The sequence below is a fragment of the Candidatus Latescibacterota bacterium genome (assembly GCA_020633725.1).
Taxonomy (GTDB): domain Bacteria; phylum Krumholzibacteriota; class Krumholzibacteriia; order JACNKJ01; family JACNKJ01; genus VGXI01.
Window position 1 is genome coordinate 164,599 of record JACKDC010000006.1, and the last position, 25,706, is coordinate 190,304.

Consider the following 25,706-nt stretch of genomic DNA (forward strand, 5'->3'; position numbering starts at 1 on the left):
ATCATTAGAAGGTCGGGCCGATGAGGAGGTTTCCATGAAGTCATTGCTCACGATCCTGCTGCTACTGGTCACCGCCGCGCCGGCCTTCGCAGTCAGCTGCCTGGGCAGCGGCGTCTTCCTCCTGACGGAGGACGATCTCTGCTTCGCCGACACGTCGATCTTCGCGACGCTGACGCTGGACATCGAGCTGGTGGCCACCGATCGCCCCGGTACACTGTCCACGGTGAGCTTCCAGGCCAATGACTGGGCCGAACTGGTGGGGAACCCGAACGGCGTGGTCGTCGTGACCTGGGACGGCGCCTCGGTGACAGGCGACCTGGCTTCGGGGATCACGCTGAGCTGGCCCGCGGGCCTCTCGCCGACCGCGGAGACCGGACTGAACCAGCGCTACCACCTCGGCACGGTCACGGTCTTCCCGGTCGTGGAAGCTTGGCCTGCCGCGGACTATGAGGTCACGCTGACCGATCTCAACTACACGGACGCCGAAGGCCACGCCTACGACTCCGCCGGCTATCGCACGTCCTACTTCACGTTCAATCTGGACGGCGCACCGGGCTTCTGCTCCTACGGCTTTCCTCCCGACGCCGACTGGTGCGAGTGGCGCTACGCGACGCCGGTGGACGGGAGCGTCGTGATCGGCGACTTCACGTTCCAGGGCGAAGCCGAGGAGTGGAACTGCACGTCGCTCGACCCGGGGGCGTACACGGTTTCGATCACGCTGGACGGCGCGCCGATCGGCGAGTACCCGGGCCAGGGCGAGCTGCAGCTGAGCCACCTGGTGGACGTGAGCGGCGTCGAGCCGGGCGCGCAGTTTACGGTGGGCGTGCACGTCGACTGGGCGGACTGCGGCGCCGAGGACTTTGCCTACGTCTACAGGCTGGACGCGACGATCGCGACGGAGCCCCGAAGCTTCTCGGCGGTGAAGTCGCTGTACTAGAGCTGCCAGAGGCCGAAGTCGTTGCCGCCGAGCGTGTAGATCGCGAAGGTGCCATAGCCGGCGATCTCGAGCGGCGGCACCGCCGTCACGCCGCCTGCCGCCACCGCAGCGGCGAGGGCGGCCTCGATGTCCTCCACGAGCCAGTAGGGCCTGACCACCGGCGCCTCGGTCTCGCGAAGCGGGGCGCGCACGCCGATCAGGCCGCCGTCGGGCAGCTTGGCCGTGCGCGCGTTGCCGAGCTCGGCCACGGGCTCGCCGAAGTCCAGGCCCGCGGCGGCGGTGTAGGCCGCGCAGACGGCGGCGACGTCCTTCGTCACGATCTCCAGGTACTGGACACGCATGGTGAACTCCTCCTGGCCGGTGCGGGGGCTCGCGTGGATCCCGGGCGCGGCGCAGCCCAGGAGTGACACGGTGACAAGCAGGGCGGCGACAAACGTGCGCATGGGACTCCCTCCTGATGGGTAAGTGGCGGGGAGACTAGCACGCGGGCGCGCCAGCGGTGAATGTTCACGTGAACATTCGCGGCTAGTGGTCGTGGTCCTCGGTGCCCTCGGGCATGGTGCCCAAATCCGAGCCGTCCTCGTCCATGCCGGCGCTGTCGTCCATCCCCTGTGGCGACACCGACTGCGGCACATAGGCCGACGCGGCCCCGTGCTCGTAGACCAGCGCGCCGCCGAGCTTGCCCGCCCAGGTGACCTGGAGGGCCATGACGATGGCCGTGATCACGAAGAACCAGCGCGCGGTCAGGCCCCAGCGCCCGCCGAGCAGGCCGAGCAGCCCGAAGCCCAGGCCCACCCACGTGGCGACGAGAAAGCCCTCGGCCTTCTCCTCGTGGGCCTCGATGTACTCGTGCGGCATCACCTTCTCCACGCGCTCGTGGGTCTCCTCGCCGGACTCCTTGGCGACGAGCCCGCCCACCAGCGTGAACACCAGCAGCACGAGCACCGGCACCCAGGCCGAGCGCTCGCGCCGGGTGGCCTGGCCCCACCAGAGGCTCACGATGGCGGCCAGGGGGAGCAGGAAGGCGAAGGCGATGGGGAAGTGGACGACGGCGGGGTGAAGTGGGTCAGGCAGCATGGCGGCCTCCTTGGTGGGGCGAGATTGGCACTTCGGGGGGCGGCTGTCAGCAGGGATCTTGGGTCGGCGGGGGTGTCAACGGCGGCGACGGTCAGCCGTCGAAGTGACGACACGGCGGACACACTGACGAGGTCGCGTCTTGGCGTGCCGACGCAAGTGATTCTATTGATGGACTTAGGGATTCGCTCCGTGCGACGCGGGTTGGCACGATTGCTTCGATATACCTCCTGAGTCTCGAACCCAGGAGGACACCATGAACCCAAAGAAGACAAGAACGGGCTGGATCACTGCTCCGCTGCTGATGGCGCTCGCACTGATGCTTTTGGCGGCGGTCCCGCCGCAGGCTGTGGCGGGGGATGATGATGATGACGACATGAACATCTCGCAATTCCAGCCGATGGGGGATGATGACGATGATGGGGTAAACGGGTGGCTACTCCGCCGGCCAGGGGATGATGATGATGACGACCCACATATCTCCATGTCGCAGCCCATTGGCGATGATGACGATGACGACTTCAATCGTGGGGTCGTCTGGGACGGGGACGATGACGACCACGGCATGCACGCCCTGCAACCCTTGGAACGGCTCTACCTCTTGATGATGTCCCCGATAGGCCTCTTCTACGCCGCGACAATCTAGCGTAGCATCGGTCAATCAGTAGAGGATCAGAGCGAGCTCTGCCCGATCGGCAGCCGCGCCTCGTCGGGCGGCTCGGTGCTGGCCTTTGGCTAGGCCCTAATCATGCCTCACGGCCCTTCCCCCTGCCCAAGGGGAGGGGCTTTTGGCTTTGACTACAACATTCCTTTCGGCTAGAATCCTTATACGCGCATCAGTGCATTGGAGGAGAAGCTCCGAGTCCTGCACCGTTCCCACAACCTCCCCATGGCTACCTTCCTTGGTGGCGCAAGCTGTGCAGGATTCAAGTACCAGCTCTTCCCGATAGAGCCTGATTCCTCCGCGCGCCAGTATCGGACTCTGTCTGGCCTCGCTGGCGCGGTTTTAAGGAGCCGATGAGATGACGCGGTCAAAGCGCTGCACATATCTAATTCTCCTAGTCCTGCTGCTGGTCTTCAGCATGGCCCACCCTGTAGTCGCTAGAGATCCCGCATGGGGTCCGGAGGACTACCACTTCTCCTCGACAAACGGTGCCGGCAGCTTGGGGGATGACTATGATGACGATTTCAACATCACAGACTCGATCCTCTATGAGCTGTTCAAGTCGTGGACTCATTGGATGTTCCTGCTAGCCTAAACTAGACTGCCAGGGGAGCCGGTCGTCGGATGACGAGAAGTTGGTTGCTTCAATCTTGCATACTCGAGTGGAGGTTCATCCCTGAAGCTCGGTTCGCAGACCTTGCAAGCCTCATCGTAGAGGACGCAAGCCTACCACCGCTGGTGCGCGCCCAGGGATTCGCCGTTCTTGCATGGCACCACTTCACTCATGTAAACGAGCGCGAGGCTCTTCGGTGTCTCGATATGTCCCAGCACGCGTACGCCAGCGACGAAGGCGATCTACTGACGATCCGGCGGGCTGCGGCCGCATATGGTTCATTCCTTCGTGGAAACTTGGACGATTCACACGATCAGGTGATGGCCCTGCTGGGCGAGAAACTGCCTGCTGTGTTCGAAGCACGCCTCCAGGTTCTGTTGGGAAGGATTCTGCTGAAGTATGGAAACCTAGAGCAGGCTGAGGAGGGCTTTGATGCCGCGAAGTACCTTTCCCGCACTGCGGGCGATGGGCGCCTAGAAGCCATGGCCTTCGTACAGCTTGGAATCCTGTGCATGATCCGCTCGGAGTACGATGTAGCAACAGCCTACTTCACGCGTGCGATAGAGCTTCTTGAGAGGAACGGCGAGAGGAGTTTTGCAGCAAGAGCGGTGTACAACCGCATGCTTACTCTGAGGAAGGTCGGCCTCATAGCGAAGGCTGCGCAGGAAATGGAATTGCTGGCTTCGCGCTCGAAGGAGATCCCCCGCACCCCGCGATACCTTAACGAGTTCGCGCGCCTCCACCTCGCTCTCGAGGACCAGCACGAGGTCCGCAAGCACCTCGCGATGATCGAGCAGGCGACCGACGAGCACACACCGATCCGCAGTCGCGTCATCACGCGGGAAGTTCACGCGGACTTCCACAAGCTCAAGGGCGAGTGGACGAAGGCGCTCAAGGAGATCGACGCCGGCCTCGAACTAGCCTATGGCATCTCCGAGCAGAACGACCTTGTCGGCGAGCTGCTGCGTCGCCGCGCCCGGGCTCTGTACGAGCTCGGACGCGACGACGAAGCCTTCGCCGCCGCCAAGCGCAGCCTCGAGGTCTGCGAGCGTGTGGGCGAGGTCTACGAAATCGGCGCGCTCTTCCGCACCCTCGGGCTGCTGGCCGAGCGCCGTTACGACTACGCCGAGGCCGAGAACCTGCTGCTGAAGGCCGTCGAGTTCTATCGCGACAAGGACGAGAAGTACGAGCGCGCGTTCAGCCACGTGGCGATCGCGGGCTTCTACGAGCGCCTCCACGCCATCCGCAAGCGCGAGGACGACCTCCGCGAGGCCTTCCGCCACACCGCCAGCGCGCTGGGCCTGTTCGACGAGATGGGCATCCCCGGCCGCATCCGCGACACGCGCGCGCACCTGGACGCCATCGCCGAACGCCTGCCAGCCAAGCCCTTCACGCCGCCCAAGGGCCAGGAGCTGATGGCCCTCGGCGCCGACCACGGCATCATCACCGCCGAGCCGGCCATGGCCAAGCTGCTGGACACGCTGGCCACCGTGGCGCCGTCGGATGCGGCCGTGCTCGTCACCGGCGAGACCGGCACCGGCAAGGAGCTCTTCGCCCAGGCGCTGCACCGCCTCAGCGGCCGCAAGGGCGATCTGGTGGTGGTGAACTGCGCGGCCATCCCCGACGAGCTCATGGAGAGCGAGCTCTTCGGCCACCTCAAGGGCTCGTTCACGGGGGCGCACCGCGATCGGCCGGGCAAGTTCGCCCAGGCCGACGGCGGCACGCTCTTCCTCGACGAGATCGGCGACCTCAGCCCCCGCCTCCAGGCCAAGCTCCTGCGCGTGCTGCAGGACGGCATCTACACGCCGGTGGGGTCGGACACCGATCAGCACGCGGACGTCCGCGTGGTCAGCGCCACCAATCGCGACCTCGACGCCCAGGTGGCCGCCGGCCGGTTCCGCCGCGACCTGCTCTACCGCCTCAACCACGTGGTGCTCACGCTGCCCGCCTTGCGTGAGCGCGGCGGGGACGTCGTCCTGCTCGCCCGCTTCTTCCTCCACGAGGCGGCCAGCCGCCTGGGCCGCAAGATCGCGCTCGACCCTCACGCGGAGGACAAGATCCGCGAGTACCCCTGGCCCGGCAACGTGCGCGAGCTGCAGAACCTGGTGCGGCGCATGGCGCTCTTCGCGCGGGAGACGGGCCTGCTGAGCGTGGACCTCTTTCCCGAGAGCGTCCTCGCGCCGGTGGAGGGCTACGGCAACGATCTGGCGAGCATCGTCCTCAAGGCCGAGAAGGACGCCATCCTCGCCGCCCTCACCCGCGCCCAGGGCAACAAGGCCGCCGCCGCGCGCATGCTGGGCGTCAGCCGCTCGACGCTGAACGACAAGATCAAGCGGCTGGACCTGAGCGCCGAGCGCATCGCCAAGGCGGCGCGGGGCTAGCAGCATCTCCCACGATTCCCCCACGACACGCGCGCAGGCGCACGCCTGCGCGTGCTTGACGTTGACGGGGAATATGCATAGCATACATACGCGCATCGAGTGGGATCCGCGCAAGGCCATGGCGAACCGGCTCAAGCACGGCGTCAGGTTCTCGGATGCCGAAGCGGTCCTTTTCGACCCCGTTGCTCTGACTCGTGACGACCCGGACGCAATCGGAGAGGCGCGCTTTGTCACCGTAGGAGTCGACGCCGCCGGCCGAGTGCTGGTTCTCGTCTACACCTATCGCGAGGATCGGATTCGTATCGTTTCGGTCCGCAAGGCAACCCGCAAGGAGAAAGCCCAGTATGAGGAAGGAATACGACTTTAGCGGTGGCAAGCGGGGCGCCGTGGTCCCCGCGAAAGGGAAGACTCGGATCACGATCCTGCTAGACAACGAGGTCATCGAGGAGTTTCGACGGCGGGCGGACTCAGCCGGTCGCGGCTACCAGACGATGATCAACGACGCCCTCCGCGAACATCTCAGCAAGTCGAGCAAGCCCCTGGATGCACGAACGCTGCGCCGGATCTTGCGGGAAGAACTTCAGCGCTCGGAGTAGCGAAGAGGCGGAAGGACACGGCGCTGGAGTCCGTCGGCGCCGCGGATACTTGCACGCCTTTCGTGCTGTGTGATTGCACGCCATCCGTGCCATGTCCTTGCCCCGCAGCAAGATCCGGGCACGCCACCAGTGCCGGTAGCCCATGTTGCGGGCGAATCTTGACCACGAAGTGGTGAATTTGCACGTCGCCCCCCCCTTCCCCGCGGCCCGGCTCCGAATATTACATCAAGGCAACGGCTTGCGGCGTCGATCCTCCCGATAACGCCCACCGCCAGCCGCGCCTGCGGCGACCCCTGGGCACTGCCAGAGGAGCGAACCGCCATGCGCGCCATCATCGGCCACAGCGACGACGTCGAGACGTCGGACGCGATCGACGACGTCATCCGCCAATGCCGGGACCAGCTGGGCGGCGGCACCCCCAAGGCCGGCCTCCTCTTCATGTCGGTGGACTACGAGCACCAGGTCGTGCTCGACGCCATCGCGCGCGCCTGGCCCGGCCTGCCCGTGATCGGCGCCAGCAGCGACGGCGAGGTCTCCTCCCACGCCGGCTTCACCATGGACTCCGTGCTGCTCACGCTGCTCTGCGATGACCAGGTGGACGTCCACCTGGGCCTCGGCCACAACCTGAGCCAGGACATCGACGCGGCCGTCGCCCAGGCGCTCGGCGCCATCCCCGCGGGCGAGACGCCCTCGCTCGCGCTCACCACCTTCGCGCCCTCCACCGACGCCAGCGAAGTGCTGCGCGCCATCAACCGCCGCCTCCCGGGCATCCCCTGCCCCGTGGTCGGCGGGCTGAGCGGCGACCATCGCGAGTTCTCGCGCATGCTCGAGTTCTGCGGCACCGAGGTGCTGCACGACTCGCTGCCGATCCTCTTCCTCACCGGCGACATCACGGTGAGCTGGGGCATCGGCTCCGGCTGGGAGCCGATCGGCGAGTTCCGCGAGATCACCAGGTCGGCGGGGCACATCATCCAGGAGATCGACGGCGCGCCGGCCCTGGACGTCTACAAGCTCTACTACGGCGAGGTGAGCCAGGGCAGCCTCGGCGAATACCCGCTCGCCGTCTACGAGGACGGCGCCGACGCCGAGTGGAGCCTCCGCGCGGTGCTGGGGACGGACGCGGAGACGGGCGAGGTGCGCCTCGCCGGCGGCGTGGCTCCGGGCAGCCGCGTGCGCATGACCGAAGTGGTCACGGACGGCATCCTGTCCGGCACGATGGAGTCGGTGCGACAGGCCGCGAAGCGCTACCCCGGCAAGCAGCCCGAGCTGGCCCTGCTCTTCACCTGCGCCGCGCGCAAGTGGGTGCTCGGCTCGCGCGCGGAGAGCGAGCTCGACAGCGTCCTCTCCGAGCTGCCCAAGCTCGGCTTCGGCGAGCTGGACCTCGCGGGCCTCTATGTGTTCGGCGAGATCGCCCCGCCCCAGGACGGCGGCGAGTCCTGCCTGCACAACGAGACCTGCATCACGGTGCTGATCGGAAGCGAGTAGTCCCAGTGTCGCGCACCGTCGAAGAAATGGAGGCCGAACTCCGGCGCCTCGCCAAGGAGCTGAAGCGGTCCCAGCGGGCCGCGGAGCAGTGGCGGCGCACGGCGGAGACCTCCGACTCGATGTCCTCGCAGGGCAAGCGGGCGCTCATGAAGAGCTACCGCGAGCTGGGCGAGTCGGTGACGGCCCTCCAGGAGGAGAAGGCGCGCGCCGAGCGGGCGAGCGCGTCGAAGAGCCGTTTCCTGGCGGTGATGAGCCACGAGATCCGCACGCCGATGAACGGCATGATCGGCATGCTCGAGCTGCTGCTGCACACCGCGCTCGATCGCGAACAGCAGGAGCTCGCGCAGGTCGCGCACGAGTCGGCGTCGGCGTTGCTGCAGATCCTCAACGACATCCTCGACTACTCCAAGATCGAAGCCGACGCGCTCACCTTCGAAGAGCGCGAGATCGACATCGCGAACTTCGTGACGAAGCTGGTGGAGAGCATGCGTTCGGCGGCGTCGTCCAAGGGGCTTGCGCTGCGCGCGACGGTGGAGCCCGGCGTCCCGCGCCTCGTGCTTGGCGACCCGGTGCGCATCCGCCAGGTGCTGGCGAACCTCGTGGGCAACGCGATCAAGTTCACCGCCCAGGGCGAGGTGGTCGTGCGGGTGCGTCCGGGTTCGGGCCCGACGCGGCTCGGCTTCGCCGTGAGCGACACGGGCATCGGCATCGAGGCCGACAAGCTCACGCTGATCTTCGAGATGTTCAGCCAGGAGGACGAGAGCACCACGCGCCGCTTCGGCGGCACCGGGCTCGGCCTCGCCATCTGCCGGAATCTCGTCGAGCGGATGGGCGGGTCGATCGTGGCCGAGAGCATGAAGGGCGTGGGCAGCGTCTTCCACTTCGAGATCGAGGCGCCGCCGGTGGTCCGCGATGCGGACGCCGCGGTGCCCACCGGCATCGCGGCGACGACGGATCCCCTGCACGGCGCCGAGGGGCTGCGCGTTCTCGTCGCCGACGACAACGCCACGAACCGCCTGCTCGCCCGGCGCATGCTCGAGAAGCTCGGCGCGCAGGTGGAGACCGCCGCCGACGGTGCGGAGGCGGTGGCGCGGGCTGCCGAGGCGACCTTCGATCTCATCCTCATGGACTGCGCGATGCCCGAGCTCGACGGCATCCAGGCCACGCAGCGAATCCGCGCGCTGGCGGGCCCACGCGGCCGCGTGCCGATCGTGGCGCTGACCGCGCTGGCCAGCCAGTCGGATCGCGAGTTCTGTCTCAGCCACGGGATGGATGGCTACATCGTCAAGCCATTCAGTCTCGGCGCGCTGCGCGAGACGCTCGCGCGCCTCGCAGCGCCCGCCGCGCAGGACGAGCCGCTGCCCACCGGGGGAAGCTAGGCCGCTCTTGCGCGGGCCTGGTCGATCCGACACACTCCGTCCCTCACGACGGAGGTTCCCATGCGCCCGCTGGCCGTGTTCGCGGTGCTCGTCCTGCTGTTCGTGCCGCGGCTTGCGTGCGCCGACACCGTCGACGACACGCTCACCACCAACGAAGTCATGGCCTTCGGGATAAACACCTACCTGGTCTTCCTCGAGGTCTCCGAGCTCACGGCCCAGCCGCCGCGCCTGTTGCTCGCCGCGGCCGGCGGCCTCACCGGCGCCGCGACGCTGGCCTTCAAGGACTACGACGGCAGCCTCTTCAGTGCCTTCCTCACGGGGATGGCGGCGGCGGACCTGGTGCTGGGGGGCGTGCTGGTCGTGCAGAACCGCCGTCTGCGGGTGGCGCTCGCCCCGGTGCTCCAGCCCGCCCCCGGGGGCGGGTATGCCACCGGTCTCCAGTTCACCGCGCAGTTCTGAGAGGAGTCTCATGGCCCGCCTGCTGCTCGCCCACTGGAACGCCGCCGAAGCCGACGAACGCGCCGCCCGCCTGCGCAAGGCCGGCCACGACGTCACCGTGATCAGCGCGCCGCAGTCGCCGGCCGAGTACAAGCGGCTGGCGTCGAGCGCGCTGGATGCGGTGGTGATCGACCTCGCGCGCATGCCGAGCCACGGCCGCGAGCTGGGCGGCTGGCTGCGGCGCAACCGGACGAGCCGCCATCTGCCGCTGGTCTTCGTGGAAGGCGACCCCGACAAGACCGCCCGCACACGCGCGCTGCTCCCCGACGCCACCTTCACGAGCTGGCGCGGGATCCGCGGCGCCATCGCGCGCGCCATGGCCGCGCCTCCGTCCAAGCCCGCCGTGCCGGGCGCGATGGCCGGCTACTCGGGGCAGTCGCTGCCCACCAAGCTCGGCGTGAAGGCCGGCGACAGGGTGATCCTGCTCGGCGCGCCGCCCGACTTCGCCGACACGCTGGGCACGCTGCCCGCCGACGTCACCCTGCGCCACCGCGCCTCGGGCCGAGCGCGCATCGTCCTGCTGTTTGCCGCCCGCGCGGCCGACCTGACCCGCCGCTGGCCCGGCGCCACCAAGGCCGTGGCCGACGGCGGCCGCCTCTGGATCTGCTGGCCCAAGCAGGCGTCCGGGGTGGCGACGGACATCACCCAGCACGCCGTGCGCGCCCACGGCCTCGACCGCGGCTGGGTGGACTTCAAGATCGCGGCGATCGACGCCACCTGGTCGGGCCTCGCCTTCGCCCGCCGGGAAAGCAAGGGCTGACAAATCGCCGATGTCGGACTAAATTGGGAATCATGAGCGACGACACCCTCGGCAAGATCGGCTGGTTCGACCTCACCGTCCCCGACGCGGACGCGGTGAGCGCGTTCTACGCCCAGGTGGCCGGCTGGACCCCCAAGGCCCACCCCATGGACGGCTACGACGACTACGAGATGCTCGCCCCCGACGGCGACTGCGCCGCCGGCATCTGCCACGCCCGGGGCTCCAACGCCAAGGTGCCGCCCCAGTGGCTGCTCTACATCAGCGTCGCCGACGTCGACGCCGCCGCGGCCCGCGCGACCTCGCTGGGCGGCGCCGTCCTCGACGGACCCCGCAGCATGGGCGGCGGCCGGCTGGCGGTGATCCGCGACCCGGCCGGCGCCGTCGCCGCGCTCTGGCAAGCCTCCGCCGAGGACTGAGGCATCTAGAACTTGCAGCCCCTCAACCTGTCGGGGTATAGTGCCCCGTTTGTCAGGCGGAGGTCACAGGTGCCGGGAAGTCTAGGAAACAAGGTCAATTACGAGTTTCACCCCGATGGCTACATCATTGCCACCGTGGGTCCCGGCATGGACTTCGAGGTGGACGACGCCATCCAGCTCCTGGACGCCGCCGCCAGCCGCTATGGCGGTCCCTTCGGCCTGATCTCCAACCGTGTCCACGACTACACGATCGACCTCGGCGTCTACGAGATCATCGAGTCCCGGGACGACCTCGTGGCCATGGCCGTGGTCCTCTACCACGGGCGCAGCTTCCCCGCCGCGAAGCTCGAGACGCGCTACCTGCGCAGCACCACCTACGCCACCTTCTTCGAGCTGGAGCAGGCCGAGATCTGGATGCGCGACCAGCTCTCCCGGCACGGCGTCGGCTGATCGCCCTGCAACTCCCCAGGCGGTGACCATGAAGCTCGTCTCCGTGAACGTCGGCCGCCCGCGCGACGTCCCCTGGCAGGGCAAGATCCTTCACACCGGCATCTTCAAGTCCCCGGTCGAGGGTCCCGTGGCCCTGCGCGGCCACCAGCTCGACGGCGACGGCCAGGGCAACACGGACGTCCACGGCGGCGTCGACAAGGCCGTCTACGCCTACGCCACCGAGCACTACCCCTACTGGCGGGGCGAGCTGCCCGAGGTCGACCTGCCCTGGGGCGCCTTCGGTGAGAACCTGAGCACGGAAGGCCTGCTGGAGGAGAACGTCCGCATCGGCGACGTGTACCGCATCGGCACGACGCTGCTGCGCGTCAGCCAGCCGCGCTTTCCGTGCAGCCGTCTCGCCATGCGCATGGGCCGCGAGGACATGGTGAAGCGCTTCCTCGCCAGCCTGCGCAGCGGCATCTACTTCGCGGTGCTGGAAGAGGGCGCGCTCGCCGCGGGCGACGCGATCCGCCTCGAAGCGCGCGCCGCCACGCCGATCACCGTGCGTGACGTGACGCGCGTCGTCGCCGGCGTCGCCGACGCGGACCTCCGCCGCCGCTGCGCCGCGCTCGAGACGCTGCCGCAGGGGCTGCGCGAGCAGATCGCACGGCCCGAAGGACGCGACTGATGGCCTGCGGGATCGTCCACGTCGAGCCGGCGGGCGTGAAGGCCGGCAGCGCGCCGGCCGCCTGGGTGAAGCGCGGCGCCGACTTCGCGGCCTCGCTGCCGAAGAAGTAGGCGGGGAAACCGCCTCGGCGTGTCGCCGTAGCAGGCCGATGAAGTCCATTGTCATCTTCGTCTGCATCTGCCTCGCCGTCGGTAGCGCTTCCGCCGCCGCGCCGCCTGACTCAACCCTGATTCCCGACACCCCCGCGGGCGCGGCATTCCGCGCGTTCTACGCCGCCTATGACGACGGCAGCTTCGCGGCCTTCGAGCGATTCGTAGGGGAGCACTACCGCCCGGACGTCGATCGCCGGGACAAAGCCGGCGACTGGCAGGAGCTTCGCGACAAGTACGGCCCCGCGCGACTGCACGCGGTGAGTCTGGACAAGCCCCACGATCTCGAGCTGTGGATGCACGGGACGATCACTCGCGCCTGGTTCGCCGTGGAGTTGATTCTCGATCCGGAGACGAACCGCATTCGCGCGGTGGGGATCCTGCAGGGCGAACGACCGGAGGGCGTCAGCGCCGAACGCTACGCGGACGCGACGCTCCCCCTCGCGCTGGCGCCCTACCTCCAGCGCATGGCCGACACCGGCTACTTTGCCGGAACCGTGCTGATCGCGCGCGGGGACAGCACCCTCTACGACGGCGCCTTCGGCCTGGCGGACCCCGCGCGGTCCACTCCCGTGCGCGCGGACACGCGCTTCCGCATCGCCTCGGTGACCAAGATGTTCACGGCGGTGGCGATCGCCCAGCTCGCGGAGGCAGGTGCGCTGGACATGGACGACCCCATCGGCCGCGTTCTGCCGGAGCTGCCGAAGGACTTCGGCGAGACCGTCACGATCGCGCATCTGCTCACGCATCGCTCGGGCATCGAGCTGGATGGAATCGCCCCCTTCAACGCCGCCAAGCGCGCCGCGCCGAGCGCCGAGGCGCTGCTCGGCGTTCAGCTGCGCTTTCTGGACGCCCTGCGCAGCGACGGTCGCTTCGCGCCCAGCTTCGACTACGACTACTCGAACGAGGGCTACGACCTGGCCGGACTGATCGTGGAGCGGGTGAGCGGTCAGCGGCTGCCCGACTACCTCGCCGAGCACGTCCTTGCGCGGGCCGGCATGAACCACACGGCCTACCTCGCTCCCGACACGCGTCGCGAGGACCTGGCGGTGGGCCTGACTCATCGGGCGGATACCAACTACCGCTTCGTGGAGGCGGCGGTCCCCGCCGACCACTTCTACGCGCACGCCGCCCTGGGCTCGAGCGGACTGGCCTCGACCGCCGGCGACTTGCGCCGCTTCGCCGCGGCCCTGTTTCGCAGCGACCGCCTGCTGACGCCGGCGAGTCGCGCGCGGCTCGTCAGCGCGCAGGTGACGCTCGGCCCCACCGAGGCCTACGGCTACGGCGTGCAGCGCCGGACCTGGAGCGGGGCGCTCTCCCTGGGACACGACGGAGGCATGGAGGGCGCCAGCGCGGAGCTGCGCTACTTCCCCGACGCGGACGTCACGCTGGTGGTGCTGGCCAACCGGCGCACGATCGCGTCGACCGTGGCCGACGAGATCACGACCCGCCTGGACCTGCCATGAACCCCTGGCTCCTCAGCCCGGCCAGGATCTCCTCGCTCACTTCCTCGTTGTCGGTCTTCCTGTACTTGAGCTGCGTGTAGACCTGGGCCAGGTTCTTGACGCCGGACGTCCGCATGCGCTCGGCCAGCTCCGGGTAGCTCATGTAGCGCGCCCAGCCCTCGGTCTCGCGGTCGCGATAGATGGCGCGGATGCCGTCGTCGTCGGGGTCCGTGTAGCGCTCCGCGTGAACGATGCCCTCGATCGGCAGCCTTGCGCGTGGAGCGGGATCTTCGCCGGGCCAGCCGAGCACCAGGGTCGTCGCGGGGAAGACCCCCTCCGGCAGCCCAAAGAAGTCGATGAGCTTCGGCACGTTGCACAGCGTCGTGCCCATGTAGCAGATGCCGAGCCCCGCCGCCTCGGCGGCCAGCGCCGCGTTCTGCGCGGCGATGAGCGCGTCGGCGAAGCCCACCAGGAAGCTGAGGGGGTTGTCGTAGCCGGGCTCGGCGTCGCTGAGACGGCACCAGCGGTTCATGCGCCGCCAGTCGGCCACGAAGGTCAGCAGCACGGGCGCCTGCAGGATCATGTCCTGTTCGAAGTGCAGCCGCCAGAGCTCGCGGCGGCGGGCCTCGTCCCGCGTGACGATGATCGAGTAGGTCTGCATGTTGCCGCTGCTGCTGGCGCGCGTGGCGGCGTGGAGGACGTCCCCCAGCAGCGCCTCGGACACGGGGTCCGGGCGGTACTTGCGGATCGAGCGGTGCGCGGCGATCTGTTGGCGTGTTTCCATGCGCGTCAGACTAGCGCCGGAAGGGTCGCTTCGGCTAGCATTTGCGTCCCATCCACCCGGGAGGCGGCCATGCGCTGGAAGGGACGTCAGTCCAGTCAGAACGTGCGGGACCTGCGCGGCGCGCGCCGGCCGGCCGCCATCGGCGGTGGGCTGGGGGGCGCGGGGCTCATCATCCTGATCATCTACATGCTCATGGGCGGGGATCCGTCGGCGCTGCTGGACCAGCAGGGCGCCGGGGCGCCGTCCGGGCAGGAGATGGGCGCGCCCGTGGACGCCAGCTCGGACGAGCTGGCGCAGTTCGTCTCGGTGGTGCTCGCGGACACGGAGGCGGTCTGGGGCGAACTCTTCGCGGCGCAGGGGCGGCGCTACGTGGAGCCGCAGCTCGTCCTCTTCACCGGCGCGGTGCGCTCGGCCTGCGGTACGCAGAGCGCGGCGGTGGGGCCCTTCTACTGCCCCGGCGACCAGACCGCGTACATCGACCTCAGCTTCTACGACACCCTGCGCCAGCGCTTCGGCGCGGCGGGCGACTTCGCCCAGGCCTACGTGATCGCCCACGAGGTGGGGCACCACGTGCAGAATCTGCTGGGCATCTCCGACCGCGTGAACGCCCAGCGCAGCCGCGCCAGCGAGCGCGACGCCAACGCGCTCTCCGTGCGACTCGAACTGCAGGCGGACTTCTTCGCCGGGGTCTGGGCGCACCACGCGCAGCGGCGCTTCGACATCCTCGAGCCCGGGGACATCGAGGAGGCGCTCAATGCCGCCAATCGCATCGGCGACGACAACATCCAGCGCCAGTCCCAGGGGCGCGTGGTGCCCGACGCCTTCACACACGGCACGGGCGAGCAGCGCGTTCGCTGGTTCACGCGGGGCTTCGAGACGGGGGACCTGAGCCAGGGCGACACGTTCGCGGCGCGCGACCTCTAGTCCAGGTGCCGGTAGTAGGGCCGCGCCTCCTCCAGCGGCACGCGGCGATGCCGGCAGATCGTGATCGCCGCCCGCCCCTCCTTCGGAATCGCGTAGGGCGTGTCGAGCACGCGGAAGAGCGTGACCTCCTCGTAGCCCGTGAGCAGGGCCTCCACCGACAGGTTGATGCCGATGGCCGTCTCGCCGCCGCGCCCCTCGGGCCACCAGTCCCAGTAGCTGTTGTGGCCGCAGACCACCGGCGGCAGGTCGAGGCCGCGCTTCCGGTAGTAGTCGATCGCGCCGGCCTCGCCGTAGTTGGTGCAGAGTACCAGGCAGTCGGCGCGCTCCTCGGGTGAGAGCGTGGCCGTCGCGTCCGCCACGGCGCGCGCGATCTCGGGCCAGCCGAAGCGGTCGCCGAAGTGCTGGGGCAGGACGTCGTCCTCGTGCCCGTGCTCGGAAGAGCGCCCATGCAGGTGGCTGGCGGCGAGGTAGTCCACCGTCTCGGCCGGGGAGAGCAGCGGCAGGGCCAGCGGCAGCGTGAACGCGCCGCCCAGCGCGGTGAGTCCGATCAGCAGCGGCGCGCCGAAGCGCCAGTGACGCTCCAGCCAGCCCACGACCGCCACCGCGCCCGCGGCCAGCAGCAGCGGCTGCGCCGGGGCCAGGTAGTAGGGCTTGCCGTGCCGCAGTATCAGCACAGCGGCGGCCACGGGCCAGATCCACGCCAGCGGGCGCAGCCAGCGCCGCTCCCTCACCGAGCGCGCGGCGAAGAGCCAGCCGAGCCCGACGACCCAGAGCAGCAGGTTGCCGGGGTGCGTCTCGAGCGCGACCTCGCCGAGGAAGGCGGCGGGCGGCAGCGGGATCATCTTGTGCGCCTGCGCGTTGGCCATGAACTCCAGCGTCGGCCAGCCATGCCGCTGCTGCCAGACGAGATGCGGCGCGAAGAGCGCCAGCGCGATCGCGCCCGCGAGCCAGGGGCCCGGTGTCGCGAAGGCCCTCCGCGCCGGCGTGGCGACGAGCCCCACCGCCAGCCCCGCGCCCAGCAGCAGCACGCTGATCTTGTTCAGCAGGCCCAGGCCCAGCAGCGCGCCGAGCCAGAGCCAGGGCGCGAGGCCGTCACCCCGCAGCGCGCGCACCAGCAGGAGCAGCGCGCCCAGCCAGACCAGCGGCTCGAAGGCGTTCATCGAGTAGAAGCCCGTGGTGACGAGCAAGGCCGGCATGATCAGCACGGCCAGCGCGGCGAGGGTCTGGGCCGCGCGGCGTCCGCCGAGTTCGCGGGCCAGCGCGCCGGTCAGGAAGACCAGCGCCGCGCCCGCCGCGGCCGGCAGCAGGCGGATGGCCCAGACGCCGTCGCCCAGCGCGGCGCGCCAGGCGGCCAGCAGCGCGATGGAGAGCGGGGGATGGTCCACGTAGCCCCAGGCCAGGTGGTCGGCGCAGGCGAGGTAGTAGTACTCGTCGCGGAACATGCCGAAGCGGCCGTTGCTGAGCAGGTGCAGCGCGAACTGCAGCGCGGCGAGGCCCAGCAGCAGGCGCCGGGCCAGGGGCCGCTCAGAGGCTGTCCGCGACGGCGTCGCCATGCTCCACCTCCGCGGCGTCCATCTGCCATGGCGCCGGGTCCAGCCAGTAGCGCTCGCCCCCGGGGGCGGGTTGGCGCGTGACCGTCACGCCCTCCTCCGCGAACGCCGTCACGGGATCGAGGCTCCAGGGCTCGGTGACGCGCGCGCGCAGCGCGGCGGCGTAGTCCTCGCCGGCGGCGCTCGCCACCGCGGCGACGAAGTCCGACAGCCCCGGCGCATGCTCCCAGCCCCAGCGCGGGTCGTTGTTGAAGCCGCGCATGAACCCGTCCAGGCCCAGCGAGTCGCCGGCCGCGCGCAGGTGACGGTCCAGGAGCGCCGCCAGCAGCGTCCCGCCATGATAGACCAGATCGCCCGCCGGCTCGCTCTCGAAGAAGATCGGCCCGCCCGCCTCCGCCAGCGACATCTGCCCGACGAGCGGATTGGCCGCGAGACGGTCCATGCGCTCGGCCAGCTCCTCGCCGAAGCGCTCCCAGTCGATCAGGCCCAGCCGCGCGCTCACCAGGAAGGCGTAGTAGTCCGTGAAGCCTTCGTTGAAGAAGCGCAGCACGTCGGGCGGCGCGTAGCGCGCGTGCACCCAGGTGTGATGGAACTCGTGGGCCACGAGCCGCGACAGGTCCGCCAGCTTGAACGGCCGCTCGGGGTCGGCCGAGAGCTGCAGCGTCATGGAGTTGCTCTTCGGCGAACCTGCGAAGAAGTCGGCGCGCCCCGGGTGGAAGAGGAAGAGGTAGCGCGGCTGGGGCGTCATGCCGAAGAGGCCCAGTTCGGCCTCGACGATCCGCGCGACGAAGGGCGTCACCAGGCGCTCGAGCCGCTCCTGCCCGGGCGCCACCGCGATCTCCACCCGGCAGCCGCCGCGCTCCACCTCGCGCACGGACCAGGCGCCCAGGGCCACCAGGTCCTCGCGCAGATCGGCCACGCCCGCCGGCGCGTAGACGCCCGGCTCGGCCTCGGGCCAGGGGACGTGCAGCGCCCAGCCCGCCGGCGGCGCGAAGCTCACCCGCAGCTCCGGCTCGCCCGCGTTCAGCGGCGCGATGAAGACCGCCCCCGTGGACAGCATGCCGTAGCCGGGCTGCCCATCCGTGCCCGCGAGCATGAAGGGCTGCTCGTACTCGTCGCGGCCGGCCACGCCCGGGAGCGCGCGCTGCGTGAGCGGCACGCGGTAGCGGAGCGCCAGATCGCGCGTGCTGCCGAGGGCGGCCAGCCATTCGAAGGGGCCGACCTGCCGCAGGGTGAGCTGGCGGCCGTCGGCGGCGGTGAGTTCCGGCGGTCCGGCGAGCAGCGCGGAGTCCGGCATGACGAAGGCGTAGCGCGTGTTCATCCCCAGGCGCAGGGTGGTGATGCGCCGCGGCAGGTGCTCGAGCCGCGCCTCCACGGTGACCATCTGCTCGGGAGGCGTGGCGACCGTGACGAGGTAGCTCACGCGGGCGGGGCCGCCCAGCAGGTCCATGCCGAGCCAGGCGAGCAGGCCCACGGCGATGAGGGCGAAGACGAGTGCCAGCCAGGTGCCGGCGCTGAGGCGTCGCATGGTCTTCCCCTCCCGCGGCGCCTAGCCGGCGAAGTAGCGGCGGGCGGCCCGCACCAGCAGTTCGACGCCGATGGCCAGCGCGTCCTCGTCCAGATCGAAGGCCGGATGGTGGTGGCCGGCGGTGATGCCCTTGGCCTCGCTGCCCGAGCCCACGAAGAAGAAGCAGCCGGGCACGCGGTCGAGGACGTCGGCCATGTCCTCACCGCCCAGCGTGCGCACCTCCAGCACCTTGTCGGTGCCCAGCAGGTCCACCGCCGTCTCGCGCACGAGTTCGGCCATGGCGACGTCGTTGACCAGGGGGATGTTCTGCCGCTGGTAGTCCAGTTCGTAGCCGCAGCCGTGCGCGTGGCAGATGCCCGCCGCGACGTGCTCGAGCTGCTCGGGGATCGCCTCCCAGATGGCCTTGTCGAAGCAGCGCACCGTGCCGCTGAGCCGCGCCTCGCCGGGGATGATGTTGAACGCGCTCCCCGCGTGGAACTCGCCCACGGTCACCACCAGCGAGTGCAGCGGGTCGTGGCGGCGCGAGACGAGCGTCTGCAGCGCCGTCACCAGCGCGGCGCCGGCCACCACGGGGTCGCAGGTCTCGTGCGGGTGCGCGGCGTGGCCCCCCCGGCCGACGATGCGCAGGTGGAACTCGTCCACCGCGGCCATGGTGGCGCCGGGGCTCACGGACACCTGGCCCGTCGGCAGGCCGCTCCAGAAGTGCAGGCCGAGGGCGGCGTCCACGCGCGGCGCGTCGAGCACGCCCTCCTCGATCATGCGGCGCGCGCCGCCGAGTCCCTCCTCGGCCGGCTGGAAGATCACCTTCACGCGCCCGCCGAGCGACGCGCTCTCGCGCTTGAGCACCGAACAGGCGGTGAGCAGGGTGGCGCAGTGGCCGTCGTGGCCGCAGGCGTGCATCACGCCGGCGTGGGCGGAGCCGTAGTCGCGCCCGTCGATCTCGTGGATGGGCAGCGCGTCCATGTCGGCGCGCAGGAGCAGGGTGGGGCCGTCGGCGTGGGGGTTGATGAGCGTCACCACGCCGGTCTCGGCCACGCCGGTCGACGGCGCGAGGCCCAGCCCGCGCAGGAACTCGGCGATGATCCCCGCCGTGCGCCGCTCCTGGAACCCCAGTTCGGGGAAGCGATGGAAGTCGCGCCGCAGGCGCACCAGCTCGCTGCGTTCGCCGGCGGTCAGGCTGGGACTGAGTGCCTCCACGGCGCCTCCCCGGCTAGGTGATGAACTGCACCTCGACGGGCGCGTCCAGGTAGCCGCGCTCGTGCGCCAGGCGCAGGAAACGCGCGATGGACTCGCGCCCCCGCTCGCCGTAGTCCAGCGTCAGTTCGTTGACGTACATGCCGACAAAGCGGTCGGCCAGGCCCAGGTCGAGTCCGCGGCCGAAGTCGAGCGCGTACTTCACGGCCTCCTCGCGATGCTCGAGCCCGTAGGCGATGCTCGCCTTGAGGATGCCGTTCAGCTCGGCCATCCGCGCCGCGCCCAGGTCGCGCCGCACCGCGTTGCCGCCCAGCGGCAGCGGCAGGCCGCCGGTCTCGTCGCCCCACCAGATCCCCAGATCCAGCAGCAGGTTCAGGCCCTCGCTGGCATAGGTGAGCTGCCCCTCGTGAATGATGAGCCCGGCATCGTACTCGCCCGCGGCCACCCGCTGGGTGATCTCGTCAAAGGGCACGACCGCGTGCTCGTAGTCGCCGATGGCCAGCCGCAGCGCGAGGAAGGCGCTGGTCAGCGTGCCCGGCACCGCGATGGTCCGCCGCTTCGCCTCGTCGAGGGTGAGGCCCGGCCTGGCCACGAGCATGGGGCCGTAGCCGTCGCCCATGCTGGCGCCGCTGGACAGCAGCGCGTACTTGTCCTGCAGGTGCGCGTAGGCGTGGATCGACACCGCGCTGATGTGCAGCTCGCCGTTCAGGGCGCGCCGGTTCAGCGTCTCGATGTCCTGAAGGATGTGCGTGAAGCGGTAGGGCCCGGGGTCGACGCCGCCCTTCGCAAGACCGTAAAACATGAAGGCGTCGTCCGGATCCGGACTGTGGCCCAGCAGGATGTCCATGGTGTCTCCATTATAGAAGATGCTGTCGGAAGGCGGCATCCTAGCAGATCGGCCGCGCGGGGATCAAGGCGGCGCGGGGCACGCGGGCTCTTCCGGCGACCCGCCGCTTCTGCTAGACTGCCGGCCCACGGATGCATGGCCGGGAGGAAGCATGGAGTCCGACTACGTCCGCGTCTGCCCGCTCGAGGACGTCCCCGCCGGCGAGGCGCGAGGCTTCTCGCTGGAGGGTTACGACATCGCCGTCTTCAACACGGGCGAGGAGATCTACGCCATCGAGAACCGCTGCCCGCACATGGGCGCGGAGCTGTCCGAGGGCGAGATCGTCGACCGGTCCGTCTGCTGCCACGACCACGGCTGGGTGATCAACCTGGAGACGGGCGAGGTGGAGGACCGCGACGCCGACGGCGTGGCCACCTTCCCGGTGCAGGTGCGCGACGACGCGATCTGGGTGCTGCTGGCCTAGCGCGCGAGCAGGTCGTCCAGCTCGGTCCCGTAGAGTTCCACGCACAGCTCGAAGAGCCGCTTCCCCTTGGCCGCGTCGGCCAGCGAGGGGTCGCTGCCCATGCGCCCGTCGGGGAAGGTCTCGCGAAAGCGCCGCGGGCCCAGCGGCCACTCGTGCGCCGGGTGCCGCACGTCCACCGGAGCCAGCGGCGCCACGGCCCCGGGGAAGAGGTGCATCGTCATGCTGATCTCGGCGGCCGTGGCGTGGTCGCCGTTGCGGTCGCCGAAGAGCTCATCCTCCAGCGCCTTCACCGCCGGGTGCTCCCACCAGCTCCGCCAGATCCACTCCAGATCCTCGCGGCGCGCCAGCAGGTCGCTGGCGGCCGCCTTGGCCGGCACCGTGTTGCCGCCGTGCCCGTTGACGAAGACGAAGCGCCGGAAGCCGTGCCGCGCCAGGGACTCCACGGTCTCGGTGAGCATGCCCGCGTAACCCGCCGCCGTGAGGCTGGCCGAGCCGGGGAAGCCCAGGTGGTGCTGGCTCATGCCGACGGGCAACACGGGCATCACGGCCACCTCGCAGCGCTCGCCGAGGGCGAGGGCGAGCTGCTCGGCCACCAGGTGGTCCGTGCCCAGCAGGCCGTTCGGGCCGTGCTGCTCCGTGGCGCCGGTGGGGATCAGGACGATGTCGCGCTCCGCCAGGTAGCTCTCCACCTGACGCCAGGTCATCAAGGCCATGCGCATGGGCTGCCTCCCGAGGGCTGTCGGTCAGGCTGCGCAGATCGTGCCGGCGCCGGCAAGCGCGATTTGTGCGCGGAGCCTCGCCTGGCGTATACTTCTATGGTCGGGCGACGTGGATCAATGGAGGACATCATGAAACGTCTTTGGGGCTCGCTGGTCGCTCTGGCGCTGATGGTGGGGCCTGCGGGCGCCGCCCGGGCCGTCGATATTCCCAACACGGCGAACTGCTCGGCCACGATCCTGGACCCCCATGTCTTCACGGTGGCGCCCTGCGGGGCCGATCCGATGCCGGTGGTGGACGTCTGGATCCTTGACTATCCTGACGCGAATCCGGTGGAAGTGCTCGCCTCCGACATCTGGTTCATGAGCTTCGAAGGCTTTCAGTTCTGCGCGGAAGTCCACGCGGACAGCTCCACCTTCGCTCCCGACCCAGGCCACACCACCATCAGCGGCGTTCATGGCTGGTGGGTTGACCCCGTCGCCGACTGCGCGGCGGTCAACGTGGAAGCGGTCGTGCTTGGCATGCCCTTCGAGACGCTCACCTTTGCGGTGAACGGTCCCGACCTCTCGGGCGACGGCGAGGTCACCGTGACCGACTTCAGCCTCTTCGGCGCGAGCTGGCAGAGCGCGGACCCCTGCGCCGACTTCGACGAGAACGGAATGGTGGCCGTGGCCGACCTGGCCATCTTCGCGGGCTGGTTCAATCACTGCAGCTGCGAGTAGGCGCCGCGCGGCTCCCGAGGGTTTCCGATGCCTCCGGCATGGGCGTTGCTCCTTTCACCAAGGTGAAAGGAGGACGCCATGCCGCAGTCCCACGCCTCGCGCCTGTGGAGTCGACTCGGGATCGCAGTCCTGCTCGCCGGCGCCCTCGCGGGCACCCCCTCGCAGGCCCGCGCCGCGCGCGCCGAAGCACCCGCCACGATCGCGCCCGCGGAGGACTCCGGCAAGAACGTCCCCGGACCCGGCAAGAAGGGTCGTCGCGTCTTTCGCTTTCATGAGCTGGTCGCCCAGTTCAAGGGCGACCGGCTGGACGTCTACCGGAAGTTCGGCTTCCCGCCCTATCGCTACTTCGAGCTGAAGTTCGCCAGCCCGACCGAGCACTGGATCTACCCGGGCGAGAACAGGGAGTTCATCTTCTCCGGCGATCAGCTGGTCGGCCACTGGTAGGCGCGGCGCGCCGGTCGCCTTGCGCCGGCACTCTCGAGCTGTTAGCATTGGGGAACGCCGGTCGTCATGCCGGCGTTTCCGTCACCATGCTGAACGCACTGCGCAATCGCTCGCTCGCCCTGGCCGCCCTGCTCTTCCTGCTCGGCGCGGTCTCGGCGGAGCTCTGCCTGCATGACGGCCACGCCTCGGCCCCGCCCCCGGGGGCGGAGGTCGTGCTGGCCTGTGCGAGTTGCGCCGACTGCGACGGCCCCGCCGCCGAGCACGGCGCCCACGTCTGCCTCTGCGCCTGCCACATCACAGGCGTGTTGACCGGACTCGGCGCACCCGTGCACGCGACGCGGCCTGGCGCGTTCACGCCCGCGGCCGACGGCGCGCTGCCAGCCGGCCACCGCGCCCGCCTCGAGCGCCCGCCCCTGACGACAGCGGTCTGATCTCCCCCGTTCGCCGACACCAAGCACCCCCCTCGAAGGGAGTGGCCATGCCGTGGCCCTTGCCGACGGGGCGTCGACTGGGCGTCCTCGTCCTTGCCCTGCTGTTGCCGGGGGGCACGGCGGCCGAGACCGTTCTCCGGTGGGAGGACGTCCTCGCCGCCCTGCCCTCGCAGCCCGAACTCGCCGCCGCGCGCGCCGAGCGCGATGCCGCCGCCGCCGACCGGCGCGCGCTGGCGCTGCCCAACCCCGAGCTGGAACTGGCCGGCGGCCGGGCCGAGCCGCTCGACGCCGACGTCACCCGCGAAACCTGGGAGCTGGGCGTCAGCCTGCCGCTGCGTCCCTGGGGTCCCTGGCGGCACGCGCGCGCGGCGGCCGCCGCGTCGGTGACCGCCGCCGACGCCGCGCTCGACCTCGCGCGGCGCGACCTGCGCCGCCAGCTCGCTCGCGACTTCTGGCAGGTGGCCCACGACGGCCGGCGGCTGGCGCTGCTGGACGAACTGCGCGCCCACGCGGAAGGCCTCGTGCAGCTGGCGCGGCTGCGCGTCGAGCTCGGCGAGGCGCGTCCCGCCGAGCTGCTGCGCCTCGAGCTCGAGCGCGAGGAGCTGCTCAGCGCACTCGCCGCCGCGGACGTCGAGGCGCGCCTGGCGCGCGCCGCCCTGGGCCGCCGGCTGGCCCTGCGCGACCCCGCCGACCTGCGCGTCGACGCGGACTGGGACACCCTCCCGCCCCTGCCCGCCGCGGACCCTGCGGCGTCGCACCCCACGCTGGCCGGCGCCCGGGCGCGAAGCGCCGCGGCCGACGCTCGGCTCGCCGCGGCCCGCGCCGACCGCTGGCCGGGCCTTCGCCTGGGCGCGCTGCGCGGCCGTGAGGCCGACGCGGATGTTCAGGCCCTGCAGCTCTCCCTCGAACTGCCGCTCTTCGACCGCCGTGGCGCGGGGGTGGACCGGGCGCGCGCGGAGACGTCGCGCGCGCGGGAGGAGCAGCGCCGCCTCGAGCGCGAGCTGGCCGACGCGCTCGACGACGCCCTCGCCCACGCCCGCCTGGCCCGCGACCACGTGACCCGCCTCGAGGCCGAGGTGCTGCCGCGCGCGCGCCGCGCGCTGGACGCCCTCGAAACCGAGTACCGCGTGGGGGAGGCCGATCTCGTCGCGCTCCTCGACGCGCGCCGCGCCCACGCCCGCAGCGCCCTCGCGCTGCTGGCCGCCCGGCTCGACTACCGCTTCGCCCTCGCCGACCTCGACGCCCTCAACGCCGGAGATGACGACCATGCGCCCGACCTCGCGCCTTAGACTCCTCCTGCCGCTGCTGCTTCTCGCCGCCTGCGAGCGCGGTCACGGCGTGGACGAGCACCTCGCCGCCGCCCACGCCGAGGAAGCGCACGACCACGACCATGACCACGACGACGAGCTCTCCGACCTCGACCGCCCCGTCGACGCGCTCTTCGCCGCGCGCTGCGAGCACGACCTCGCGGCCCACGCCTGCGCGGAGTGCCGCTACGAGGTGGGCGTGGCCCGCGTGACCCCCGTGCTCATCAGCGACGGCCTGATCGCCACGGCCACCGTGGACACGCGGGCGGTGGCGGAGGCGGTCGATCTGCCCGGCGAGATCCGTTTCGACGAACACCGCATCGCCCACCTCACGCCGCTGGTCGCCGGCGTCGTGTCCGCCGTGCAGGTGGACCTCGGTCAGCCGGTGAAGGCCGGCGAGCCGCTGCTGGTGCTGCAGAGCGCGGCCCTCGCCGAGGCGCAGGCCGCCTACCTCGACGCCCTCGCTGCCGAGCCCCTTGCCGCGCGTGCCCACGAACGCCTGAGCGCGCTGCGCGACGCGGCGGTCGCCAGCGAGCGCGAGGCCCTCGAGGCCGCCCAGCAGCTCGAGGCCGCGCGGATCCGTCGCGAGGCCTGCCGCCAGCGCCTGCTGGCCCTCGGGGTGGCGGCGGGGGAGATCGAGGCGCTGATCCAGGGTGACGCCGCCCGCGCCGACGGCCGACTCCTCCTGCGCGCCCCCTTCGCGGGCGAGGTGCTCGGCCTCCACGCCGTTCGCGGCGAACCCGTGGAGCCCGGCGCGGACCTGCTGCTCCTCGGTGACACCGAGACGCTCTGGGTCTGGGTCGACGTCTACGAAGGCCAGCTCGCGCGTCTCGAGGCGCTTCGCCGCGCTGGCCCGCTGCCGGTGGAGGTGATCGTGGCGGCGTACCCGGATCGCGTCTTCCCCGGCACGCTCGACCTGCTGGGCCGCAGCATGGACGAGGCCACGCGCACCGTGAAGTCCCGCGTGCTGCTGCCCAATCCCGACGGCCTCCTGCGGCCGGGCATGTTCGCGCGGGTGCGCGTCGAGCTGCCGGGCGACGAGCGCGCGCTCGCCGTGCCGGCCGACGCCCTGCTGGCGGACGCGGGGCGCGAGTTCGTCTTCGTGCATCACGAGGGGGAGTACTTCGTGCGCCGGCCCGTGACGAGCGGGCGGCGGCTGGGTGGGCACGTGGAGATCGTCGAGGGGCTCGCCGCCGGCCAGACCGTGGCCGGACAGGGGGCCTTCCTGCTCAAGTCGGACGTCCTGCGCTCCAAGATGGGCGCGGGCTGCGCGGACTAGGG

The 25,706-nt window shown here is 70.5% G+C and carries 28 protein-coding genes; 20 read left to right on the top strand and 8 right to left on the bottom strand.

The annotated features are described in order from the left end of the window. Positions 1 to 34 precede the first annotated feature (34 nt). Entirely contained in the window at positions 35 to 937 is a 903-nt protein-coding gene (locus H6693_13115) for a hypothetical protein (protein MCB9517123.1), read from the top strand. Here the strand turns inward: H6693_13115 and H6693_13120 are convergent. Then, positions 934 to 1,278: a hydroxylase gene (locus H6693_13120; protein ID MCB9517124.1), complete on the bottom strand. Its 345-nt coding sequence runs from the start codon at positions 1,276 to 1,278 to the stop codon at positions 934 to 936. The genes H6693_13115 and H6693_13120 overlap by 4 nt on opposite strands. 184 nt (positions 1,279 to 1,462) lie before the next feature. Continuing rightward, entirely contained in the window at positions 1,463 to 2,014 is a 552-nt protein-coding gene (locus H6693_13125; protein ID MCB9517125.1) for a hypothetical protein, read from the bottom strand. A gap of 253 nt (positions 2,015 to 2,267) precedes the next feature. Between H6693_13125 and H6693_13130 the strand changes: the two genes are divergently transcribed. The 12 genes from H6693_13130 (at position 2,268) to H6693_13185 (ending at position 13,535) form a co-directional block, all read left to right on the top strand. Continuing rightward, positions 2,268 to 2,657 carry a hypothetical protein gene (locus tag H6693_13130; GenBank protein MCB9517126.1) on the top strand — a complete coding sequence of 130 codons (390 nt, stop codon included), beginning with the start codon at positions 2,268 to 2,270 and terminating at the stop codon, positions 2,655 to 2,657. A 1,305-nt stretch (positions 2,658 to 3,962) separates the two neighbouring features. Next, positions 3,963 to 5,669 carry a sigma 54-interacting transcriptional regulator gene (locus H6693_13135; GenBank protein ID MCB9517127.1) on the top strand — a complete coding sequence of 569 codons (1,707 nt, stop codon included), beginning with the start codon at positions 3,963 to 3,965 and terminating at the stop codon, positions 5,667 to 5,669. A gap of 73 nt (positions 5,670 to 5,742) precedes the next feature. Continuing rightward, positions 5,743 to 6,036: a BrnT family toxin gene (locus tag H6693_13140; GenBank protein MCB9517128.1), complete on the top strand. Its 294-nt coding sequence runs from the start codon at positions 5,743 to 5,745 to the stop codon at positions 6,034 to 6,036. Continuing rightward, positions 6,014 to 6,265, top strand: a complete 252-nt coding sequence (locus H6693_13145; GenBank protein MCB9517129.1) for a BrnA antitoxin family protein — start codon at positions 6,014 to 6,016, stop codon at positions 6,263 to 6,265. The genes H6693_13140 and H6693_13145 overlap by 23 nt, the downstream gene beginning before the upstream one ends. A 321-nt stretch (positions 6,266 to 6,586) precedes the next feature. Further along, the gene (locus H6693_13150; GenBank protein ID MCB9517130.1) at positions 6,587 to 7,750 is read left to right on the top strand and encodes an FIST C-terminal domain-containing protein; all 1,164 of its coding nucleotides are present in this window, start codon (positions 6,587 to 6,589) and stop codon (positions 7,748 to 7,750) included. A 26-nt stretch (positions 7,751 to 7,776) separates the two neighbouring features. Next, positions 7,777 to 9,129 carry a response regulator gene (locus H6693_13155; protein ID MCB9517131.1) on the top strand — a complete coding sequence of 451 codons (1,353 nt, stop codon included), beginning with the start codon at positions 7,777 to 7,779 and terminating at the stop codon, positions 9,127 to 9,129. 60 nt (positions 9,130 to 9,189) lie between these two features. After that, complete coding sequence (locus H6693_13160; protein MCB9517132.1) at positions 9,190 to 9,588, top strand: hypothetical protein; 399 nt, start codon at positions 9,190 to 9,192, stop codon at positions 9,586 to 9,588. A gap of 394 nt (positions 9,589 to 9,982) precedes the next feature. Next, a complete protein-coding gene (locus H6693_13165; protein ID MCB9517133.1) occupies positions 9,983 to 10,387 on the top strand; it encodes a DUF3052 domain-containing protein in 405 nt (134 codons plus the stop codon). 32 nt (positions 10,388 to 10,419) lie between these two features. Further along, positions 10,420 to 10,803 carry a VOC family protein gene (locus tag H6693_13170; GenBank protein MCB9517134.1) on the top strand — a complete coding sequence of 128 codons (384 nt, stop codon included), beginning with the start codon at positions 10,420 to 10,422 and terminating at the stop codon, positions 10,801 to 10,803. Positions 10,804 to 10,872: 69 nt separating this feature from the next. Then, positions 10,873 to 11,253: a hypothetical protein gene (locus tag H6693_13175; GenBank protein MCB9517135.1), complete on the top strand. Its 381-nt coding sequence runs from the start codon at positions 10,873 to 10,875 to the stop codon at positions 11,251 to 11,253. Positions 11,254 to 11,281: 28 nt separating this feature from the next. Continuing rightward, on the top strand, positions 11,282 to 11,920 hold the full coding sequence (locus H6693_13180) for an MOSC domain-containing protein (protein ID MCB9517136.1): 639 nt from the start codon (positions 11,282 to 11,284) through the stop codon (positions 11,918 to 11,920). Positions 11,921 to 12,068: 148 nt separating this feature from the next. Beyond that, positions 12,069 to 13,535 carry a beta-lactamase family protein gene (locus H6693_13185; protein ID MCB9517137.1) on the top strand — a complete coding sequence of 489 codons (1,467 nt, stop codon included), beginning with the start codon at positions 12,069 to 12,071 and terminating at the stop codon, positions 13,533 to 13,535. On the opposite strand, the gene H6693_13190 is transcribed toward H6693_13185, so the two are convergent. Continuing rightward, positions 13,510 to 14,298, bottom strand: coding sequence for a nitroreductase family protein (locus H6693_13190; GenBank protein ID MCB9517138.1), 789 nt, complete (start codon positions 14,296 to 14,298; stop codon positions 13,510 to 13,512). The genes H6693_13185 and H6693_13190 overlap by 26 nt on opposite strands. 69 nt (positions 14,299 to 14,367) lie before the next feature. Here H6693_13190 and H6693_13195 point away from each other — a divergent pair, with 69 nt between their 5' ends. Continuing rightward, a complete protein-coding gene (locus H6693_13195; protein MCB9517139.1) occupies positions 14,368 to 15,222 on the top strand; it encodes a neutral zinc metallopeptidase in 855 nt (284 codons plus the stop codon). On the opposite strand, the gene H6693_13200 is transcribed toward H6693_13195, so the two are convergent. From H6693_13200 to H6693_13215, 4 genes are read right to left on the bottom strand one after another with little or no spacing between them, the layout of a single operon-like run. Continuing rightward, positions 15,219 to 16,775, bottom strand: coding sequence for a glycosyltransferase family 39 protein (locus H6693_13200; GenBank protein MCB9517140.1), 1,557 nt, complete (start codon positions 16,773 to 16,775; stop codon positions 15,219 to 15,221). The two genes, H6693_13195 and H6693_13200, sit on opposite strands and share 4 nt — an antisense overlap. Further along, positions 16,747 to 18,300 (bottom strand): hypothetical protein, encoded by a 1,554-nt coding sequence (locus tag H6693_13205; protein ID MCB9517141.1) that lies wholly within the window; start codon positions 18,298 to 18,300, stop codon positions 16,747 to 16,749. Before H6693_13205 ends, H6693_13200 begins: the two co-directional genes overlap by 29 nt. A 21-nt stretch (positions 18,301 to 18,321) precedes the next feature. Further along, positions 18,322 to 19,497, bottom strand: coding sequence for an amidohydrolase (locus tag H6693_13210; GenBank protein ID MCB9517142.1), 1,176 nt, complete (start codon positions 19,495 to 19,497; stop codon positions 18,322 to 18,324). Between the two features lie 13 nt (positions 19,498 to 19,510). Next, positions 19,511 to 20,341, bottom strand: a complete 831-nt coding sequence (locus H6693_13215; GenBank protein ID MCB9517143.1) for an ABC transporter substrate-binding protein — start codon at positions 20,339 to 20,341, stop codon at positions 19,511 to 19,513. A 151-nt stretch (positions 20,342 to 20,492) separates the two neighbouring features. Between H6693_13215 and H6693_13220 the strand changes: the two genes are divergently transcribed. Next, complete coding sequence (locus H6693_13220) at positions 20,493 to 20,804, top strand: Rieske 2Fe-2S domain-containing protein (GenBank protein ID MCB9517144.1); 312 nt, start codon at positions 20,493 to 20,495, stop codon at positions 20,802 to 20,804. Here H6693_13220 and H6693_13225 read toward each other — a convergent pair. Next, positions 20,801 to 21,523, bottom strand: coding sequence for a creatininase family protein (locus H6693_13225; GenBank protein ID MCB9517145.1), 723 nt, complete (start codon positions 21,521 to 21,523; stop codon positions 20,801 to 20,803). The two genes, H6693_13220 and H6693_13225, sit on opposite strands and share 4 nt — an antisense overlap. 129 nt (positions 21,524 to 21,652) lie before the next feature. Between H6693_13225 and H6693_13230 the strand changes: the two genes are divergently transcribed. The 5 genes from H6693_13230 to H6693_13250 all read left to right on the top strand — a co-directional run bounded on the left by H6693_13230 (position 21,653) and on the right by H6693_13250 (position 25,704). Continuing rightward, the gene (locus tag H6693_13230; protein ID MCB9517146.1) at positions 21,653 to 22,243 is read left to right on the top strand and encodes a hypothetical protein; all 591 of its coding nucleotides are present in this window, start codon (positions 21,653 to 21,655) and stop codon (positions 22,241 to 22,243) included. A gap of 78 nt (positions 22,244 to 22,321) precedes the next feature. Next, complete coding sequence (locus tag H6693_13235; protein MCB9517147.1) at positions 22,322 to 22,687, top strand: hypothetical protein; 366 nt, start codon at positions 22,322 to 22,324, stop codon at positions 22,685 to 22,687. An 86-nt stretch (positions 22,688 to 22,773) separates the two neighbouring features. After that, on the top strand, positions 22,774 to 23,118 hold the full coding sequence (locus H6693_13240; protein MCB9517148.1) for a hypothetical protein: 345 nt from the start codon (positions 22,774 to 22,776) through the stop codon (positions 23,116 to 23,118). 47 nt (positions 23,119 to 23,165) lie between these two features. Beyond that, complete coding sequence (locus H6693_13245; protein MCB9517149.1) at positions 23,166 to 24,407, top strand: TolC family protein; 1,242 nt, start codon at positions 23,166 to 23,168, stop codon at positions 24,405 to 24,407. Further along, positions 24,385 to 25,704 carry an efflux RND transporter periplasmic adaptor subunit gene (locus tag H6693_13250; GenBank protein ID MCB9517150.1) on the top strand — a complete coding sequence of 440 codons (1,320 nt, stop codon included), beginning with the start codon at positions 24,385 to 24,387 and terminating at the stop codon, positions 25,702 to 25,704. Before H6693_13245 ends, H6693_13250 begins: the two co-directional genes overlap by 23 nt. Positions 25,705 to 25,706: the final 2 nt, after the last annotated feature.

What these genes read in the sequence shown, in the direction of transcription:
- H6693_13115 (MCB9517123.1), top strand. Translation starts at nt 35, where the DNA reads ATGAAGTCATTGCTCACGATCCTGCTGCTACTGGTCACCGCCGCGCCG.
- H6693_13120 (MCB9517124.1), bottom strand. Translation starts at nt 1,278, where the DNA reads ATGCGTGTCCAGTACCTGGAGATCGTGACGAAGGACGTCGCCGCCGTC.
- H6693_13125 (MCB9517125.1), bottom strand. Translation starts at nt 2,014, where the DNA reads ATGCTGCCTGACCCACTTCACCCCGCCGTCGTCCACTTCCCCATCGCC.
- H6693_13130 (MCB9517126.1), top strand. Translation starts at nt 2,268, where the DNA reads ATGAACCCAAAGAAGACAAGAACGGGCTGGATCACTGCTCCGCTGCTG.
- H6693_13140 (MCB9517128.1), top strand. Translation starts at nt 5,743, where the DNA reads ATGCATAGCATACATACGCGCATCGAGTGGGATCCGCGCAAGGCCATG.
- H6693_13145 (MCB9517129.1), top strand. Translation starts at nt 6,014, where the DNA reads ATGAGGAAGGAATACGACTTTAGCGGTGGCAAGCGGGGCGCCGTGGTC.
- H6693_13150 (MCB9517130.1), top strand. Translation starts at nt 6,587, where the DNA reads ATGCGCGCCATCATCGGCCACAGCGACGACGTCGAGACGTCGGACGCG.
- H6693_13155 (MCB9517131.1), top strand. Translation starts at nt 7,777, where the DNA reads ATGGAGGCCGAACTCCGGCGCCTCGCCAAGGAGCTGAAGCGGTCCCAG.
- H6693_13160 (MCB9517132.1), top strand. Translation starts at nt 9,190, where the DNA reads ATGCGCCCGCTGGCCGTGTTCGCGGTGCTCGTCCTGCTGTTCGTGCCG.
- H6693_13165 (MCB9517133.1), top strand. Translation starts at nt 9,983, where the DNA reads ATGGCCGGCTACTCGGGGCAGTCGCTGCCCACCAAGCTCGGCGTGAAG.
- H6693_13170 (MCB9517134.1), top strand. Translation starts at nt 10,420, where the DNA reads ATGAGCGACGACACCCTCGGCAAGATCGGCTGGTTCGACCTCACCGTC.
- H6693_13180 (MCB9517136.1), top strand. Translation starts at nt 11,282, where the DNA reads ATGAAGCTCGTCTCCGTGAACGTCGGCCGCCCGCGCGACGTCCCCTGG.
- H6693_13185 (MCB9517137.1), top strand. Translation starts at nt 12,069, where the DNA reads ATGAAGTCCATTGTCATCTTCGTCTGCATCTGCCTCGCCGTCGGTAGC.
- H6693_13190 (MCB9517138.1), bottom strand. Translation starts at nt 14,298, where the DNA reads ATGGAAACACGCCAACAGATCGCCGCGCACCGCTCGATCCGCAAGTAC.
- H6693_13195 (MCB9517139.1), top strand. Translation starts at nt 14,368, where the DNA reads ATGCGCTGGAAGGGACGTCAGTCCAGTCAGAACGTGCGGGACCTGCGC.
- H6693_13200 (MCB9517140.1), bottom strand. Translation starts at nt 16,775, where the DNA reads ATGGCGACGCCGTCGCGGACAGCCTCTGAGCGGCCCCTGGCCCGGCGC.
- H6693_13205 (MCB9517141.1), bottom strand. Translation starts at nt 18,300, where the DNA reads ATGCGACGCCTCAGCGCCGGCACCTGGCTGGCACTCGTCTTCGCCCTC.
- H6693_13215 (MCB9517143.1), bottom strand. Translation starts at nt 20,341, where the DNA reads ATGGACATCCTGCTGGGCCACAGTCCGGATCCGGACGACGCCTTCATG.
- H6693_13220 (MCB9517144.1), top strand. Translation starts at nt 20,493, where the DNA reads ATGGAGTCCGACTACGTCCGCGTCTGCCCGCTCGAGGACGTCCCCGCC.
- H6693_13225 (MCB9517145.1), bottom strand. Translation starts at nt 21,523, where the DNA reads ATGCGCATGGCCTTGATGACCTGGCGTCAGGTGGAGAGCTACCTGGCG.
- H6693_13230 (MCB9517146.1), top strand. Translation starts at nt 21,653, where the DNA reads ATGAAACGTCTTTGGGGCTCGCTGGTCGCTCTGGCGCTGATGGTGGGG.
- H6693_13235 (MCB9517147.1), top strand. Translation starts at nt 22,322, where the DNA reads ATGCCGCAGTCCCACGCCTCGCGCCTGTGGAGTCGACTCGGGATCGCA.
- H6693_13240 (MCB9517148.1), top strand. Translation starts at nt 22,774, where the DNA reads ATGCTGAACGCACTGCGCAATCGCTCGCTCGCCCTGGCCGCCCTGCTC.
- H6693_13245 (MCB9517149.1), top strand. Translation starts at nt 23,166, where the DNA reads ATGCCGTGGCCCTTGCCGACGGGGCGTCGACTGGGCGTCCTCGTCCTT.
- H6693_13250 (MCB9517150.1), top strand. Translation starts at nt 24,385, where the DNA reads ATGCGCCCGACCTCGCGCCTTAGACTCCTCCTGCCGCTGCTGCTTCTC.